The following is a 17,363-nucleotide window of genomic DNA, read 5'->3' on the forward strand; positions in this document are numbered from 1 at the left end:
GCGGGCATCACTCTCTGCCTGGCGTACTTATTTCATGCCCAACCGTTCCAGCCGGTAGCGCAGCGAGCGGAAGCTCACGCCCAGCAGCTTGGCCGCCTGGGTACGGTTGCCTTCGCTTTGCTGTAACGCCGCTTCTATCGCCACCCGCTCCACGCGGTCCAGGTAGTCTTGCAGGGTTTCGCTACCGCCCGGCGCCAGCATTTCACCCTCGGCCAGGCTGTCCGGGCAGGCCCCCAGCTGCAGGTCGGCCGGCTCGATACGATCGTCGCTACACAGCGCCACCGCGCGTTCCAGAATGTTTTCCAGCTCGCGGAAATTGCCCGGGTAATGGTAGGCCAACAGGGCTTTTACCGCGTCGGGGGTCAGGCGCGGGCGCACCTCGCTGCTACCGGCAAAGCGGTCGAGCAGGGCGCCGACAAAGCGCGGAATATCGTCGCGCAGCTCGCGCAGCGCCGGCATGGCCAGGCTGATCACGTTCAAGCGATAAAACAAATCCTGACGGAACAAGCCATCGCTAACCGCCTGGGGCAGATTGCGGTGCGTAGCCGACAGGATGCGCACATCGATGGCTTCTTCTTGCGTGGCGCCCAGGCGACGCACGGTTTTTTCCTGGATCACGCGCAGCAGCTTGACCTGCATGGCGAGCGGCAGGTCGGCGACCTCGTCCAGAAACAGCGTGCCGCCGTGCGCCTGCTGAAAGAAGCCCTCGCGGTCGGCATCGGCGCCGGTAAAGGCGCCTTTCTTGCTGCCGAAAAACTCGCTTTCCATCAGGTTTTCCGGGATGGCACCGCAGTTCACCGCCACGAAGGGCTTGCCGGCGCGCGGGCTTTGTTCGTGTATCTGGCGCGCAGCCTGTTCTTTACCGGTACCCGATTCGCCGCTGATATGCACCGCTGCCTGGCTACGTGCCAGCTTGGCGATCAGCTTGCGCACCTCTTGCATGGCCGGGGCCTCGCCCAGCAGGCGCTCGCTGGCCAGCGCCGGGTTGGCCGCATTGTCCGGCAGGCGGATCGCCGACTTCACCAGGGCGCGCAGCGCCGCCAGGCTCAGCGGTTTGGCCAGGTAGTCGAACGCGCCGGCCTTCATGGCGGCCACCGCGTTTTCGGTACTGCCAAAAGCAGTAATCACCGCCACCGGGATATCCAGCTGCTGTTCGGCAATGTACTGCACCACCTGCAAACCTTCGCCGTCGGGCAGGCGCATATCGGTAAGCACCAGCTCGAAACGCTGGCGGGCCAGCTTGCTGCAGGCGTCGCCTACCGAGGCGGCGCTGTCGACCTCCAGCCCCATCTTCAACAGGGTCAGTTGCAGCAGTTCGCGGATATCGGGTTCGTCGTCTACGATCAGTACGCGGCTCATGGTTCCTTGGGCAGGCTCAGGCGAAAGCAGCCACCGGGTGGCTGGTAGTCCAGCCGGGCGCCGTTGGCCTCGGCCAGCTCGCGGGCGATGTACAGGCCCAGGCCGGTGCCGCTGCTTTCAGTGGTGAAAAAGGGTTCGAACAGGTGGCTCTGGGTATCGGGGGCAATACCGGGGCCATCGTCGATCACGCGGATGCAGTCGTGGTCGATTTCCATGCGTAGCGCGCCGGTAGTGCCGCTGCTGTAGCGCCAGCCATTGCTGAGCAGGTTGCCGAGGATTTGCTGCAGGTGGCCTCGGTCAAAGCGCACGCTTACCGGCACCAGATAGCGGGTAAGAATACGCCCGGCGGTGTCGGGGTGGGCCAGCACAAAGCTGTCGATCAGCTCGGGCAAGAAGCGGCTCAGTTCCAGTGTTTCGCTGCGCACACGGTCGCGGCGGTTCAGCTGCAGTACTTCTTCTACCAGGCGGTTGATACGGCGGGTGTTGTCTTGCACCATGCCGGCCAGGCGCCGCGTGGCCGGGTCGGCGGCGTCTTCGGCCAGCAGTTCGCTGGCGTGGCTGATCGCGGCCAGCGGGTTGCGGATTTCGTGGGCGATATTGGCGGTAAGACGGCCCAGCGCGGTGAGCTTGAGCTGCTGCGCCTCGGCGGCCAGCTCGGCCACGTTTTGCAGGAACAGTACCAGCAAGGGGGCGCCGTTTTCCTCCAGCGGCACCATGCGGCCGATCAGCTGCTGGCCACGCACATTGCTTTCTATGGTCTGGGCATAGGGCTGGCAGCCACTGCGCTGCCAGCGCTGTATCACCGGCATCAGCTCGGGCAGGGTGGCCTCACGCTGGATGCGGCCCAGCAGGCGCTCGGCACGGCTATTGTAGTGGCGCACCACGCCGTGGCCATCCAGCACCACCACGGCCTCGCGCAGCGCTTGCAGCACCAGCGCGTTGACGCGGTTCAGGCTGGCCAGCTGGCCGCCACGCTCTGCGGCCAACCTTTCCGATTCGCGCGCCTTGCGCGCCAGCAGCCAGGTCGTACTACTGGTGACAAAGCAGGCAATGGCCAGCAGCGCAGCCTGGAACAGCTCGCGCGGAATACTCAGGCCATTCAGCGCATACAGCAGGACGCTGGCAAACACCGCCAGCGTGGCCATGGCGGCGTGAAACAGCGCCAGACGGCCGGTAACCAGCACGCCGGCCACGGCCAGGAAGGGCAGCAACAGCATGCCAAAGCCGCTTTGCACGCCGCCGTACTCGTGCATGTACACCACCAGCAGGGCAATATCGCCCGCCAGGCCCACGGTCACACCCCACTCCAGCGGGATGCGCAGCCGGGGCAGCAGCACACCCAGCACCACCAGCCCGCCGTACATCAGCAGCCAGCCGCCGAGCCAGCCGTTGCCGCCAAACGGCGCCGGCATGGCCCACTGCGTCATGATCAGCAGCGCCGCCACGCTGGCTACCCGGAAAATATTGTAGTAGCGCAGCGCGCGCGGCGGGGTGAGCGGTGACGTAGGGAGCGCCGGGCTGGACACGGGCTTAGTCCGGCTTGCCGATGCGGCCAACCGTCCACTTCTTCGGCATCAGCTTGCCTTTACGGCCGCGCTTGCCGTCGAACTCGGCCAGTGCCAGCTTCTCGTCGGCCACCTTGCCGCGAACCGACACCGTGGCCAGCAGCGCCTTGTCGCCCGCCACCAGGCCAATGGCGGTGAGTGCTTCGCCGTCGTCCAGCGCCATCAGCATCAGGCCGCGGCCCTTGGCCAGGTCTTTGAGCTCGCCAGCCGGGAAAGCCAGCAGGCGGCCACCGTCGCTGGCGGCCACCAGGCGTACGCCATCCAGGTTGGCCGCAGCCGGTACCGGTGCCAGCACGGTTTCGCCCGCGTCCAGCGTGAGGAAAGCCTTGCCAGCTTTGACGCGGCCAGCCATGTCGCTGATTTTGGCAATAAAGCCGTAACCGCCGCTGCCGGCCACCACAAAGCGGGCGTCGTCGCGGCCGGAAATCATCTGCGCCGGCTTGGCACCGTCCTGCAGCTCTACCAGCGATGCCACCGGCACGCCGTCGCCACGGCCGGTGGGCACGTCGGCCGGGTCCAGCGTGTAGGCACGGCCACGGCTATCGAGCACGATGAGCGACCACACGGTGCGGGTTTCCACCACGGTGTGCAGCGCGTCGCCGTCCTTGAACGCCAGCGCCGACAGGTCCACGTTGTGGCCCACACGGGCGCGTACCCAGCCTTTTTGCGACAGGATGATGGTGACTGGCTCGTCGGCCACGGTTTGCGTCAGCACAGCGCGCTCGGCGGCCTTGATCTCGCTGCGGCGGGCGTCGCCGTACTTGGCGGCGTCCTCGCGGATTTCCTCGGCCATCTTGCCGCGCAGCGCGGCCTCGCTGGATAGCAGGTGGCGCAGGTTGTCGCGCTCTTTGCGCAGCTCGCCCAGCTCTTTTTCCAGCTTGAAGCCTTCCAGCCGCGCCAGCTGGCGCAGGCGGATTTCCAGAATGTCTTCGGCCTGCGCCTCGGACAGGCCAAAGGCCTTGATCAGGTCTGGCTTGGGCTCGTCCGACTCGCGGATGACGCGGATGACTTCATCGATATGGATGAAGGCAATCATGCGGCCTTCCAGGATATGGATGCGCTTGTCTACCTGGCCCAGGCGGTGGTTCAGCCGGCGGGTGATGGTGTGCTGGCGGAAGGCCAGCCACTCGGCCAGGATGGTTTTCAGGCCTTTCTGCGCCGGGCGGCCGTCCATGCCTATCATCACCAGGTTGAGCGAGGCATTACCTTCCAGGCTGGTTTGCGCCAGCAGGATGTTCATGAACTCGTCCGGGTCCTGGCGGCTGGACTTGGGTTCGAATACCAGCCGCACCGGCTGTGCGCTATCGGATTCGTCGCGCACGCGGTCCAGCAGCGACAGCATCAGGCTCTTCAGGTTTTGCTGGTCTTGCGTCAGCGCCTTCTTGCCGGATTTCACCTTGGGGTTGGTGGCTTCTTCGATCTCGGCCAGCACTTTCTGCGCGCTGGAGCCGGGCGGCAGCTCGGACACGATCACGCGCCACTGGCCGCGGGCCAGCTTTTCCACTTCCCACCTGGCGCGCACGCGCACGCTGCCGCGGCCAACCTCGTAGGCCGCCAGGATGTCGTCGTACGGGGTGATGATCTGGCCGCCACCGGGGAAATCCGGGCCTGGCACGTGCTGCATCAGCTCGGCCGTGGTGAGCTCGGGGTTGGCCAGCAGCGCCAGCGAGGCAGCAGCCACTTCGGACAGGTTGTGCGGCGGGATCTCGGTGGCCATGCCCACGGCAATGCCGGAGGCACCGTTGAGCAGCACCATGGGCAGGCGTGCCGGCAGCAGCGCCGGCTCGTCAAACGCGCCGTCGTAGTTGGGCACGAAGTCCACGGTGCCCATGTCGATTTCGGCCAGCAGCAGCTCGGCGATGGGGGTCAGGCGTGCTTCGGTGTAACGCATGGCGGCGGCGCCGTCGCCGTCGCGGCTACCGAAGTTGCCCTGGCCGTCGATCAGCGGGTAGCGCAGCGTGAAGTCCTGCGCCATGCGCACCAGCGCTTCGTAGGCGGAGCTGTCACCGTGCGGGTGGTATTTACCCAGGATTTCGCCCACCACGCGGGCGGATTTCACCGGCTTGGCGCCGTGGGTCAGGCCCATGTCGCGCATGGCGTACAGGATGCGGCGCTGCACGGGCTTCTGGCCGTCGGCCACCTCGGGCAGGGCCCGGCCCTTCACCACGCTCATGGCGTATTCGAGGTAGGCGCGTTCGGCGTACAGGTCCAGTGCCAGGCTGCCGTCGTCCTGATCGGGCAGGTTGGCCGCAGCGGGCACGGGGGGCTGGGCGGGGGTGCCGCTTGCAGCAAACAAATCGTTCTGGCTCATAGTGGGGTAGTACGCGCTACACAGAGCGTGCAGCGTGTTATGTTCGGATCACGAAGAGTGAAATTGCAAGGATTGTACTATGCCCAACCCGCTACAGTGGCAATGCCACGGTTTTACCGACTTTACTGCGTCTAGCCTGTATCAGGTATTGCAACTGCGCGACCAGGTGTTCGTGGTGGAACAGCAGTCCATTTACGGCGATATCGATGGTGTCGACCTGGACTGCTGGCACCTGTCTGCACGCGATGCCGGCGGTGGCCTGATGGCCTACGCCCGGCTGATCGAGCCGGGTGTGAAATACCCCGACGCCGCCGCCATCGGCCGCGTGGTGATCCCGCCGCATGCGCGCGGCAGCGGCCTGGCCAAGCCGCTGATGCAACACGCTGTCAGCCACTGCGAAAGGCTGTTTCCCGGCCGCGCCATCATGCTGTCGGCGCAGCAGGACAAGCTGGGCTTTTACGAGCAGTTCGGCTTTCGCTCCGTGTCCGAGCCCTACGACGACGGCGGCATCCTGCATGTAGACATGCGCCGCGGCTGAGCCACGGCCTGCGGCCAACCCGGTCAACGTGTAAAAAGCACAAGGCCCGCCGCCAACGCGGCGGGCCTTGCCGTGTTGGCCGCAAGACTCAGCCGCGTGGCGGCAGGCCGTCGCCAAACACGTCCTGCCACGCCACGTAGACCGACACGAACATCACCGGCAGCCACAACAATAGCCCCAGGCCAAATGGCAACAGCGCCAGAAACAGCAGCACCGCCAGCATCACGCCGCACAACAGCACCGCAGGCCAGTTCAGCCAGCCACCGGCCAGGCTGCGCCGCATGGCCGGCAAGGGGTCGCTCGAGGCCAGTACCACCGCCGCCGGCGCAAACCAGTACAGCAGCGAGGTAATGAACATCCCCGCAGCGAACAGCACCAGGCCGACAATCTGCTTGCCCAGCGGCATGGCGGTCAACGCCTCGCTACCGGCCACCCCCCCGGCCAGCGCCAGCAAGGCCAGCACCACCAGCAGCATGGCCGCCACCAGCAGGCCGCAATAGGCCAGCCCCAGCCCCGCCAGCTGCCGCCAATGGCTAGCGAATGCCGCAAACACATCCAGCGGGCGCAAGGTGTCCCCCCTTGCCGCACGCTGTGCCGCCAGCACGAAGCCCCCGGCAAATAGCGGCACGCTGACCATGCCCAGCAGCTGGCCAAACTGGCCCAGGTTGCCCAGCAGCGTTTGCAACAGCAGGTAGCACACGGCAAACAGTACCCAGGTCAGCGGCTGCTCGCGCACCAGAAAAAATGCCTGCCTGATCCACTGCCAGCCCTGTGCGGCAGGCACCTTGCGTGGCCGGAGAGGGTGGGTTTGTCGCTGTTCCATCGTATTCCTTCTTTCGGGTATCGGTCAGGCAGTAGCCTGCCGTGCTGCGGACTGCCCGCTTAAGTCGTTGAGCGCACAGCCTTATCTGATTGAATCCGTGGCGCGCTGCAAGCCCCGTGCCGGCACAAGGGCAGGGCAAAGCGCGGCACGTAATTTTATTACGCGTAAAAACAAAGGCCTGGCCTTGCAGCGCGGTTGCCGCGACGCGGCAAAATCGGCGATAATTTCATGATTTCGCAACGGTTAGGCCGTCGGCAAAAGCGATGGTGCAACCGTTGTTCCGGTTCCCTACAAGTTGAGGTTTTCCCCGAATGGTCACCCGAACCGAGCTAGCCAATGCCGTGCGTTTCCTGTCTATGGATGCCGTGGAAAAGGCCAAATCCGGTCACCCCGGCGCCCCGATGGGCATGGCAGACATCGCCGAAGTACTGTGGCGCGATCATCTGCAGCATAATCCCGCCAACCCGGCCTGGTCCAACCGCGACCGCTTCGTGCTGTCCAACGGGCACGGCTCCATGCTGCTGTACAGCCTGCTGCACCTCACCGGCTACGACCTTTCGATCGACGACCTGAAAAACTTCCGTCAGCTGCACAGCAAAACCCCGGGCCACCCGGAATACGGCTACGCACCTGGCGTGGAAACCACTACCGGCCCGCTGGGCCAGGGTATTACCAACGCGGTAGGCATGGCACTGGCTGAGCAAATCCTGGCCGCCGAATTCAACCGCGACGGTTTCCCGGTGGTCAACCACTACACCTACGCCTTCCTGGGCGACGGTTGCATGATGGAAGGCATCAGCCACGAAGCCTGCAGCCTGGCCGGCACCTGGGGCCTGTCCAAGCTGATCGCCTTCTACGACGATAACGGCATTTCCATCGACGGCGATGTAGAAGGCTGGTTCACCGACGACACGCCGGCGCGCTTCGAAGCCTACGGCTGGCAGGTAATCCGCAACGTAGACGGCCACGATGCCGAAGAGTTGCAGATTGCCATCGATACCGCCAAGAAAGAAAGCACCCGCCCGACGCTGATCTGCTGCAAAACCGTGATCGGCAAAGGCGCGCCCAACAAGCAAGGCGGCCACGATGTACACGGCGCACCACTGGGCGCTGCCGAAATCGCCGCAGCCCGCGCCAGCCTGCAGTGGGGCTACGAGCCATTCGTGATCCCGCAAACCATCTACGACGCCTGGGACGCCAAAACCAAAGGTGCCGCCGCCGAGTCGGCCTGGGACACGCTGTTTGCCGGCTACGCCGCTGCCTACCCTGAGTTGGCCGCAGAGTACACCCGCCGCATGGCAGGCGAACTGCCGGCCAACTGGGACGCCCACGTTGCCGCCAAGATCGCTGCCGTGAACGAAAAAGGCGAAACCATCGCCACCCGCAAGGCCTCGCAAAACGCCATCGCCGCGCTGGCCGAAGTATTGCCGGAACTGGTAGGCGGCTCGGCCGACCTGACGCCGTCCAACCTCACCAACTGGCCGGGCAGCACCCCGGTTTCACGTGAAACCGGCGGCAACTACGTGCACTACGGCGTACGCGAGTTCGGCATGGCTGCCATCATGAACGGCCTGACCCTGCACGGCGGCGTAAAACCGTTCGGCGCCACCTTCCTGATGTTCAGCGAATACGCCCGTAACGCGCTGCGCATGGCCGCGCTGATGAAGATCAACCCGGTGTTCGTGTTCACCCACGACTCCATCGGCCTGGGCGAAGACGGCCCGACCCACCAGCCGGTAGAGCAGATCGCAACCCTGCGCCTGATCCCGAACATGGCGGTATGGCGCCCGTGCGACACCGTCGAGTCGCTGGTGGCCTGGGCCGAGGCGCTGGCCGCCAAAGACCACCCGTCCTGCCTGATTTTCAGCCGCCAGAACCTGCCGTTCGTGGCACGTGATGCCGCGCAGATCGACGGCATCAAGAAAGGTGGCTACGTACTGCGTGACGCCGCTGGCGCCCAGGCAGTGCTGATGGCTACCGGCTCCGAAGTGGAGCTGGCGCTGAAAGCCCAGGAAGCCCTGGCTGCCGAAGGCATCGCCGTGCGCGTGGTATCCGTACCGTGCACCCGCGCCTTCGACCAGCAAGACAAGGCCTACATCGCCAGCGTACTGCCGGCTGGCCTGCCGCGCGTGGCGATCGAAGCCGGCGTGACCGACGGCTGGCGCAAATACGTGGGTCTGGAAGGCGACGTGATCGGTATCGACCACTTTGGCGAATCCGCCCCGGCCGGCGTGCTGTTCAAGGAATTCGGCTTTACCGTGGAAAACGTGGTGGCCAAGACCAAGAGCGTGATCCGCGCATAACAACCAGCCGCCCCCGTGCCAACGAGGGGCGGCTTTTTATTCGCCCGCAAGCCAGGGCACAGCCTGAAACGACAATGCGCCCGCACCCAGAACAGTACAAAAGTACGGCAGGGTGTCCGGCCCCGGCGGGTTCCACAGCCCGCCCACGCTAGCGTTGGCCGCAACAGGCTGCATCCGGCTTGCCGGGTTTTCATTTCTGGGAGAGAAAACCATGTCCATCCGCATCGCAATCAACGGTTACGGCCGTATCGGCCGTCAGGCCCTGCGTTCCATCTACGAATACAACCTGCGTGGCGATTTCGAGATCGTTGCCGTGAACGCCTCCGGCGACCTGGCCACCAATGCGCACCTGACCAAGTTCGATACCGTGCACGGCCGTTTTGCTGCCGATGTCAGCCACGATGAAGAAGCCCTGATCGTTAACGGCGACCGCATCCCGTTCTTCAGCACCCGTAACCCGGCCGAGCTGCCATGGGCCGCGCTGAACGTAGACCTGGTGCTGGAATGCACCGGCTCGTTCACCACCAAGGAAAAGTGCAAGCTGCACCTGGACGCTGGCGCCAAGAAGGTGCTGATCTCCGCACCGGGCGGTGACGACGTGGACGCCACCATCGTGTACGGCGTGAACCACGACATCCTGACTGCCGACATGACCGTCGTATCCAACGCGTCCTGCACCACCAACTGCCTGGCCCCGGTGGCCAAGGCGCTGAACGACGCCATCGGCATCAAAAAAGGCCTGATGACCACCATCCACGCCTTCACCAACGACCAGGTGCTGACCGACGTGCGTCACAAAGACCTGCGCCGCGCCCGCTCCGCCACCGACAACATGATCCCCACCAAGACCGGCGCTGCCAAAGCAGTCGGCCTGGTGCTGCCGGAACTGAAAGGCAAGCTGGACGGCTTTGCGGTACGCGTGCCGACCATCAACGTGTCGCTGGTTGACCTCACCTTTACCGCCATGCGCGACACCACCAAGGACGAAATCAACGAAATCGTCAAAAAGGCGTCCGAAGGCAGCATGAAGGGCACCCTGGGTTACAACACCCTGCCGCTGGTTTCCAGCGACTTTAACCACACCACCGAAGGCTCCTTCTTCGACGCCACCCTCACCAAGGTAACCGGCGGCAATATGGTGAAAGTGCTGGCCTGGTACGACAACGAGTGGGGCTTCTGCCAGCAGATGCTGAAAACCGCTCGCGCAATGTTCGCCGCCAAGTAAGCAAGCCTCGCGGCCAACCTGCAAGGTTGGCCGCACGCTGCTTGCCGGGTAGCGCCACCAGCCACCGCCACACAGGCGAGTGGCATAATGGCGCCGATACCCAGGCGTGCAGGCCCGCTCCACCGGGCCTGGCAATACCACACAGCCCGGCGCCTTGCTGCCACCGGGCGGCCCTGCACACAAGCAAGCAGCCTGTTTATTTACTTGTTTTCCAAAAGGCCACAACCATGCAATTCAAGAAACTGACCGACCTCGCCCTGGCAGGCCAACGCGTGCTGATCCGCGTGGACATGAACGTGCCGGTAAAAAACGGCGTGATCGGTGACGACACCCGTATCCGCGCCAGCCTGCCGTCCATCCTGCACTGCCTGCAGGCGGGCGCCAGCGTGATCCTGATGACCCACCTGGGCCGCCCTACCGAAGGCGAGCCGAAGCCGGAAGACAGCCTGGCTCCAGTGGCCGCGCGCCTGTCCGAGCTGCTGGGCAAAACCGTCACCGTGACCGACAGCTGGCAAGCCGGCCTGACCCTGGCCGCAGGTGATGTGGTGATGCTGGAAAACGTGCGCCTGAACAAGGGCGAGAAAAAGAACAACGCCGAGCTGGGGCAGGCTTACGCCAGCCTGTGCGACGTGTTCGTCAACGACGCCTTCGGTACCGCCCACCGCGCCGAGGCCTCTACCCACGCCGTGGCACAATACGCCCCGGTAGCCTGCGCCGGCATCCTGCTGGCTGCCGAGCTGGACGCGCTGGGCAAAGCGCTGCTGGCCCCGGCCCGCCCGCTGGTGGCCATCGTGGCCGGCTCCAAGGTATCCACCAAGCTCACCATCCTGGAAAGCCTGGCCGACAAGGTAGACCAGCTGATCGTGGGCGGCGGCATCGCCAACACCTTCCTGCTGGCCGAAGGCCACGCCATCGGCAAATCGCTGGCCGAGGCTGACCTGGTAGACGACGCCAAACGCGTCATTGCCAAGATCCGTGCCCGTGGCGGCGACGTGCCGCTGCCTAGCGACGTGGTATGCGCCACCGAGTTTGCCGAAAGCGCCACGGCTACGCTGAAAACCGTGGCCGACGTGGCTGCCGACGACATGATCCTGGACATCGGCCCGGATTCCGCCCAGGAGCTGGCCGCCATCGTGGCCAAAGCCGGTACCGTAGTATGGAACGGCCCGGTAGGCGTGTTCGAATTTGCCCAGTTTGCCGAAGGCACCCGCGTGCTGGGGCAGGCCATCGCAGACGCCGAAGGCTTCTCCATCGCCGGCGGCGGCGACACCCTGGCGGCCATCGCCAAGTACGAGCTGACCGACAAGATCAGCTACATCTCCACCGGCGGCGGCGCGTTCCTGGAGTTCCTGGAAGGCAAAACCCTGCCCGCCGTAGCGATCCTGGGCGAACGCGCCTGATGATGGTGCGGGCATGATTGCCCCGCTGAAACTTGCCGGGTACAGGCCCAGCGCCTAGACTCGGCAAGCAAAACACAAGGAGGTGCCCATGGCGATGCAAACCTGGCTGTTGTTCGTAGTAACGGTGTTTTTCGTGTCCGCTACACCTGGCCCCAATATGCTGCTGGCGATGAGCCACGGCATCCGTTACGGCCTGGGCGGTGCGCTGCCCACGCTGGCGGGGCTCCTGGTGGCGCTGGCGCTGGTCATGGCAGGCTCCGTGGCCGGACTGGGTGCGGTACTGGCCACCTCCGAGCTGCTGTTCTCCATCGTCAAGTACGCCGGTGCGGCGTATCTGGTGTGGCTGGGCTACCAGGCCTGGCGTGCCCCGGTGGCAGAGCAGGCAGAAACCAGCGACGCCGTGGCAGCAGGAGAGAGCAGCCGCGGCCAACGTTTTCGTACCGGCTTTCTGGTGGCCATGAGCAACCCGAAGGCTTTTGTGTTTTTTACCGCGCTGTTTCCACAGTTCATGCGTGCCGACGTGCCGCAGCTGCCACAGCTGGTGGTGCTGTCTGCCACGTTTTTCGTGATTGAGGTGAGCTGGCAGCTGGTTTACGCCTTTGGCGGCGCACGCCTGAAACACTGGCTGACCAGCCCGCGGCGCCTGCGCCTGATGAACCGCTTTGCCGGCGGCTCCTTCATGGCAGCCGGCGTAGCCCTCGGCACGGTAAGCCGCGCGTAAACAGTGCACTACGGCCCCTGCGGCCAACCTTTTCTGCAGCCTGCCACAAGCTGGCTGCACCACAATACTGGAGACTTTTACATGGCACTCGTTTCGATGCGTCAACTGCTGGACCACGCAGCAGAATTCAGCTACGGCCTGCCGGCCTTCAACGTGAACAACCTGGAACAGATGCGCGCCATCATGGAAGCCGCTGACAAGGTCAACGCCCCGGTGATCGTGCAAGCATCGGCCGGTGCCCGCAAATACGCTGGCGCGCCGTTCCTGCGCCACCTGATCCTGGCCGCCGTGGAAGAGTTTCCGCATATCCCGGTGGTGATGCACCAGGACCACGGTACCAGCCCGGACGTGTGCCAGCGCTCCATCCAGCTGGGTTTCAGCTCGGTGATGATGGACGGCTCGCTGAAGTCCGACGGCAAGACCCCGGCCGACTACGCCTACAACGTGGATGTTACCCGCACCGTGGTGAACTTTGCCCACGCCTGCGGCGTATCGGTAGAGGGCGAAATCGGCTGCCTGGGTAGCCTGGAAACCGGCATGGCCGGCGAAGAAGACGGTGTAGGCGCAGAAGGCGTGCTGGACCACAGCCAGCTGCTGACCGACCCGGAAGAAGCCGCCCAGTTCGTGAAAGACACCGGCGTAGACGCGCTGGCCATCGCCATCGGCACCAGCCACGGCGCCTACAAATTCACCAAAAAACCTACCGGCGACGTGCTGCGTATCGACCGTATCAAGGAAATCCACGCGCGCATCCCTAACACCCACCTGGTGATGCACGGCTCGTCCAGCGTGCCGCAAGAGTGGCTGGCCATCATCAACGAGTTCGGCGGCGACCTGGGCGAGACCTACGGCGTGCCGGTAGAAGAAATCGTGGAAGGCATCAAGCACGGCGTGCGCAAGGTGAACATCGACACCGACCTGCGCCTGGCGTCTACCGGTGCCATCCGCCGCTTCATGGCGCAGAACCCGAAAGAGTTCGACCCGCGCAAATACCTGGCCGCCAGCACCGTGGCCATGCGTGACATCGTGATCGCCCGCTACGAAGCCTTTGGCGCGGCCGGCATGGCCAGCAAGATCAAGCCGGTGAGCCTGGACGCCATGGCCAACCTGTACATGAAGGGCCAGCTGGCCCAGATCGTGAAGTAATGCACCGCGGCGGCCAGGCTTGGTCGCCTATGGTAGGGGGCTGTCTGCGGGCAGCCCTTTTTTATTAGCCGAGCGTGGAGAAATGTATGGCGCTAAGCGAACTGTTCACCCCGCTGGAGTGGGTGTTTGTCATTATCCTGGGCCTGGTGCCGCTGGCCGGCATCGTGCTGCACCTATGGATCATGCTGCTGCGCCCGCCCAAAGACAGCGGTGATGGGCAAACGCAGGACACTAAACCACGCTAGCATGGTCTGAGTACCCGCGCTGGTATTGACCCACCCTCAACCCAAGGAGCAACACGATGGCAATGGACGTAATCGATTACGAAGTATTTGGCGACGACATGCAGTACGTCGAAGTGGAGCTGGACCCGGGCGAAGCGGCCGTGGGCGAAGCTGGCGCGCTGTACTACATGGAAGACGGCATCACCATGGATACCGTCTTCGGCGACGGCTCGGCCAACCAGGGCGGGCTGTTCGGCAAGCTGCTGGGGGCAGGCAAGCGCCTGGTGACCGGCGAGTCGCTGTTTACCACCGTGTACTACAACCAGAGCCAGGTAAAGCGCAAAGTGGCCTTTGCCGCCAGCTACCCGGGCAAGATCGTGCCGGTACACCTGCTAGAGCTGGGCGGCCTGCTGTACGCGCAGAAAGACAGCTTTCTGGCCGGTGCCAAGGGCGTGAGCCTGGGGCTGGCGCTGCAAAAGAAAATCGGCACCGGCCTGTTTGGTGGCGAAGGTTTCATCATGCAAAAGCTGGAAGGCGACGGCTATGTGTTCCTGCACGCTGGCGGCACGCTGACCTGCCGCCAGCTGCACGCGGGTGAAGTCCTGCGCGTGGATACCGGCTGCGTGGTAGCGTATCAACCCACGGTAGACTTTGATATCGAGTACGTGGGCAAGCTCAAAAGCGCGCTGTTTGGCGGCGAAGGCGTGTTCTTTGCCCGCCTGACCGGGCCTGGCAAGGTGTGGCTGCAGTCGCTACCGCTGTCGCGCCTGGCCGACCGCATCGTGGCCGCCAGCCCGCGTGCCGGTGGCAGCAGCAGCGAGCAGGGCTCCATTCTGGGCAGCATCGGCAATATCCTGGACGGCAAGGACTAAGCCATCCACGGCCCTGCGGCCAACGTTGGCCGCAGGCAAACAAAAACCCCCGCTGCGTAGCGGGGGTTTTGCATGGCGCTGGGGCGGGCTTACTTGCCGGCGCTGCCCTGCTTCAGACGGCGGGCGCTCACGGCATTGGCCAGCGTTTCCAGCAGCTTTTCCGTGTCATCCCAGCTGATGCAGGCGTCGGTAATGCTCTGGCCGTAGGTCAGCTCGCAGCCCGGTTTCAGGTCCTGACGGCCCTCTACCAGGTGGCTTTCCACCATCACGCCAAAGATATGGGTGTCGCCGGCGGCCATTTGCTGCGCCACGTCGTCGCACACTTCCATCTGGCGGCGATAGTCCTTGCGGCTGTTGGCATGGCTGAAGTCCACCATCAGTTTTTGCGACAAGCCCACGGCAGCCAGCTCGGCGGCGGCAGCCTGCACGAAGCGCGCTTCGTAGTTCGGCTCTTTGCCACCACGCAGGATCACGTGGCAGTCCGGGTTGCCGCCGGTTTCCACGATGGCGGAGTGGCCGGTTTTGGTCACCGACAGGAAATGGTGCGACACGCTGGCGGAACGGATAGCGTCCACGGCGATCTTCAGGTTGCCGTCGGTACCATTCTTGAAACCTACCGGGCAAGACAAGCCGGAGGCCAGCTCGCGGTGTACTTGCGACTCGGTAGTCCGCGCGCCGATGGCACCCCAGCTGATCAGGTCGGCCAGGTATTGCGGCGTGATCATGTCCAGGAATTCGGTCGCAGCCGGCATGCCCATGCTGTTCAGGTTCAGCAGCAGGCGGCGGCCCATGCGCAGGCCGGTGTTGATGTCGAAGGTTTCGTTCAGGTGCGGGTCGTTGATCAGGCCTTTCCAGCCTACGGTGGTACGCGGTTTTTCGAAATACACGCGCATCACCACCAGCAGCTCGCCAGCGTATTTTTCGCGCAGCGGCAGCAGGCGGCGGGCGTACTCTTCGGCGGCTTCCGGATCGTGAATGGAACAGGGGCCAATCACCACCAGCAGGCGGTCGTCCTCCGAGCGCAGCAGGCGCGCGATGTCACGGCGGGTATGGTAAATGAGTTCGGCGGCCGGTTCGTTGATCGGCAGCTCGTACAGGTGGGCGATCGGGGGAAGCAGTTCCTTGATGCCGCGGATTCTGACGTCGTCGGTCTGGCGATGCATTGCTTTGTCCTTGCACTTTATCTGTTTGTTTGCACAGCAACATTAACCTGACTCACCCCGCCTGCCAAGCCTTGCGTGCAAAAACAAAAGGCACCCCGCGGGGTGCCTTGTGGTGTAGCAAGCCGGCCAGGATCAGTCGGCGTACTGACGCTTCATACGCTCGCGGCGCTCCTGGGCTTCCACGGACAGCGAAGCGGTAGGGCGGGCCAGCAGGCGTTTCAGGCCAATGGGTTCACCCGTGTCTTCGCAATAGCCGTAGCTACCGTCTTCGATCAGACGCAGGGTGGACTGGATTTTTTGCAGCAGTTTGCGCTCACGGTCCCGGGTACGCAGCTCCAGGGCGTACTCTTCTTCCAGTGTGGCGCGGTCAGCCGGGTCCGGTGTGGCCTCCTGCTCTTGCAGGTGGCTGGCGGTGGCAGTGGCGTTGCTCAGCAGCTCCTGCTGCATCTGCAACAAGCGCTCCTTGAAGAACTCAAGGTGGTCGGCGTTCATGTAGTCGTCGCCGGACCAGTTGATGATGTCTTGTTCAGTCAGCTTGGCCATGATGATGTGTTCCAGCAAGGTAGTGTGGCAGACAGGCGTGAGAGATTACCGACGGCATACGGAAAGTGCAACTGCCACAGCTGCACAAAGCGAGATTTATGTTTGTATATAGCGCCCATCGACACAGATAACAAGCTACAACGCCTCAATGACCCCGGTATTCGATGGAAAAACAAAAAAGCGGCCCGCAGGCCGCCTGTATGGCATACGGCGCATTACTTCAGCGACAGTACCCATTTCACCAGCGTTTTCACGTCGGCATCACTCACTTGGGCATTCGGTGGCATTGGCACCGCACCCCATACACCGGCACCACCGGCTTTCACTTTGGCAACCAGTTTGGCTTCGGCAGCTTTGTCGCCAGCGTATTTCTTGGCCACATCTTTATAAGCCGGGCCAACTACCTTTTTGTCAACGGCATGACAGGCGGTGCAGTTGTTCTTTTGTGCCAGCTGCAGGTTGGCAAAAGCCGGGGCAGCAAAGGCGCTGATGGCCAGCGCGGCAAACAGCATTTTTTTCATTGAAGCATCTCCACAGGGTTGAAGCCGCATTCGAGGCGGCAAGCAGGGTAGTTAATACTGGCTCTTTTACACAGCCATCTTGAGTTGCATCAAGAATAGCTGCTCCAGCACGCGTAGCGGCAGCATCTGTATCACCTGGATGATCAGGATGACAATCAGCGGCGACAGATCCACCCCACCCACGTTGGCCGCACGGAACGGCTTCAGGTAAGGACGGGTCAGCGCGTCCAGAATCGGCGTAATGGCGTTGTAGGGGCTTACCCAGCTCAGGATAGCCTGCACGATCACCGCGCCCGCCAACAGGTTCAGCGACTGGCGGAACAACTCCAGCAAGGACAGCAGGCACAGACCCAGCCAGGTTTGCGGGTGGGCAAAGTCGTACGGCAGCAGGTTGGTGGCCAGCACCAGCGTGCTGACCGCCAGCGTGACCAGAAAGGCAGCCAGCAGCGAGGCACTATCGTAGCCGTGCCATGCCGGCACCAGGCGGCGCAGGCGCAAGACGGCAAAGTTGGTCATCGCCATCACGAACTGGGTGAGCGGGTGCCTGTGTGGCGCCCGCGCCAATTGCAGGTAAAAACGCATCAGCAACACCAGCGAGAACAACCCGCCTACGGTTTGTAGCAAAAATTGCAGGGTCTGCAGCAGCATG

Annotated in this window: 16 protein-coding genes; 8 read left to right on the plus strand and 8 right to left on the minus strand. The window is 63.7% G+C overall.

Features of this window, described 5'->3' with window-relative positions; translation table 11 throughout:
• Positions 1-27 precede the first annotated feature (27 nt).
• From PQU95_RS00635 to parC, 3 genes are read right to left on the minus strand one after another with little or no spacing between them, the layout of a single operon-like run.
• On the minus strand, positions 28-1,359 hold the full coding sequence (locus PQU95_RS00635) for a sigma-54-dependent transcriptional regulator (protein ID WP_272750221.1): 1,332 nt from the start codon (positions 1,357-1,359) through the stop codon (positions 28-30).
• Complete coding sequence (locus tag PQU95_RS00640; protein ID WP_272750222.1) at positions 1,356-2,885, minus strand: two-component system sensor histidine kinase NtrB; 1,530 nt, start codon at positions 2,883-2,885, stop codon at positions 1,356-1,358. Before PQU95_RS00640 ends, PQU95_RS00635 begins: the two co-directional genes overlap by 4 nt.
• 4 nt (positions 2,886-2,889) lie before the next feature.
• Positions 2,890-5,184 carry a DNA topoisomerase IV subunit A gene (gene parC, locus PQU95_RS00645; RefSeq protein ID WP_373321355.1) on the minus strand — a complete coding sequence of 765 codons (2,295 nt, stop codon included), beginning with the start codon at positions 5,182-5,184 and terminating at the stop codon, positions 2,890-2,892.
• Positions 5,185-5,314: 130 nt separating this feature from the next.
• Here parC and PQU95_RS00650 point away from each other — a divergent pair, with 130 nt between their 5' ends.
• Positions 5,315-5,773 carry a GNAT family N-acetyltransferase gene (locus PQU95_RS00650; protein ID WP_272750224.1) on the plus strand — a complete coding sequence of 153 codons (459 nt, stop codon included), beginning with the start codon at positions 5,315-5,317 and terminating at the stop codon, positions 5,771-5,773.
• Between the two features lie 88 nt (positions 5,774-5,861).
• Here PQU95_RS00650 and PQU95_RS00655 read toward each other — a convergent pair whose 3' ends face one another.
• Positions 5,862-6,596 (minus strand): BPSS1780 family membrane protein, encoded by a 735-nt coding sequence (locus PQU95_RS00655; protein WP_272750225.1) that lies wholly within the window; start codon positions 6,594-6,596, stop codon positions 5,862-5,864.
• A 311-nt stretch (positions 6,597-6,907) separates the two neighbouring features.
• Here PQU95_RS00655 and tkt point away from each other — a divergent pair, with 311 nt between their 5' ends.
• The 7 genes from tkt (at position 6,908) to PQU95_RS00690 (ending at position 14,487) form a co-directional block, all read left to right on the plus strand.
• Complete coding sequence (tkt, locus tag PQU95_RS00660; RefSeq protein ID WP_272750226.1) at positions 6,908-8,899, plus strand: transketolase; 1,992 nt, start codon at positions 6,908-6,910, stop codon at positions 8,897-8,899.
• A 211-nt stretch (positions 8,900-9,110) separates the two neighbouring features.
• Complete coding sequence (gap, locus tag PQU95_RS00665; protein WP_147686332.1) at positions 9,111-10,124, plus strand: type I glyceraldehyde-3-phosphate dehydrogenase; 1,014 nt, start codon at positions 9,111-9,113, stop codon at positions 10,122-10,124.
• Between the two features lie 227 nt (positions 10,125-10,351).
• A complete protein-coding gene (locus PQU95_RS00670) occupies positions 10,352-11,524 on the plus strand; it encodes a phosphoglycerate kinase (RefSeq protein ID WP_272750227.1) in 1,173 nt (390 codons plus the stop codon).
• Positions 11,525-11,612: 88 nt separating this feature from the next.
• Positions 11,613-12,245 carry a LysE family translocator gene (locus tag PQU95_RS00675; RefSeq protein ID WP_272750228.1) on the plus strand — a complete coding sequence of 211 codons (633 nt, stop codon included), beginning with the start codon at positions 11,613-11,615 and terminating at the stop codon, positions 12,243-12,245.
• Positions 12,246-12,326: 81 nt separating this feature from the next.
• Complete coding sequence (gene fba / locus PQU95_RS00680; protein WP_026107765.1) at positions 12,327-13,391, plus strand: class II fructose-bisphosphate aldolase; 1,065 nt, start codon at positions 12,327-12,329, stop codon at positions 13,389-13,391.
• 86 nt (positions 13,392-13,477) lie between these two features.
• On the plus strand, positions 13,478-13,636 hold the full coding sequence (locus PQU95_RS00685; protein ID WP_170253684.1) for a hypothetical protein: 159 nt from the start codon (positions 13,478-13,480) through the stop codon (positions 13,634-13,636).
• Between the two features lie 56 nt (positions 13,637-13,692).
• Complete coding sequence (locus PQU95_RS00690) at positions 13,693-14,487, plus strand: TIGR00266 family protein (RefSeq protein WP_026107764.1); 795 nt, start codon at positions 13,693-13,695, stop codon at positions 14,485-14,487.
• Between the two features lie 89 nt (positions 14,488-14,576).
• Here PQU95_RS00690 and aroG read toward each other — a convergent pair whose 3' ends face one another.
• The 4 genes from aroG to PQU95_RS00710 form a co-directional block, all read right to left on the minus strand.
• Entirely contained in the window at positions 14,577-15,650 is a 1,074-nt protein-coding gene (gene aroG / locus PQU95_RS00695) for a 3-deoxy-7-phosphoheptulonate synthase AroG (RefSeq protein ID WP_147686347.1), read from the minus strand.
• 132 nt (positions 15,651-15,782) lie between these two features.
• Complete coding sequence (gene dksA / locus PQU95_RS00700; protein WP_026107763.1) at positions 15,783-16,193, minus strand: RNA polymerase-binding protein DksA; 411 nt, start codon at positions 16,191-16,193, stop codon at positions 15,783-15,785.
• Between the two features lie 215 nt (positions 16,194-16,408).
• The gene (locus PQU95_RS00705; RefSeq protein WP_272750229.1) at positions 16,409-16,714 is read right to left on the minus strand and encodes a c-type cytochrome; all 306 of its coding nucleotides are present in this window, start codon (positions 16,712-16,714) and stop codon (positions 16,409-16,411) included.
• Between the two features lie 66 nt (positions 16,715-16,780).
• Positions 16,781-17,362 carry a YggT family protein gene (locus PQU95_RS00710; RefSeq protein ID WP_272750230.1) on the minus strand — a complete coding sequence of 194 codons (582 nt, stop codon included), beginning with the start codon at positions 17,360-17,362 and terminating at the stop codon, positions 16,781-16,783.
• Position 17,363 lies beyond the last annotated feature (1 nt).

The organism is Vogesella aquatica (assembly GCF_028548455.1).
GTDB lineage: Bacteria > Pseudomonadota > Gammaproteobacteria > Burkholderiales > Chromobacteriaceae > Vogesella > Vogesella aquatica.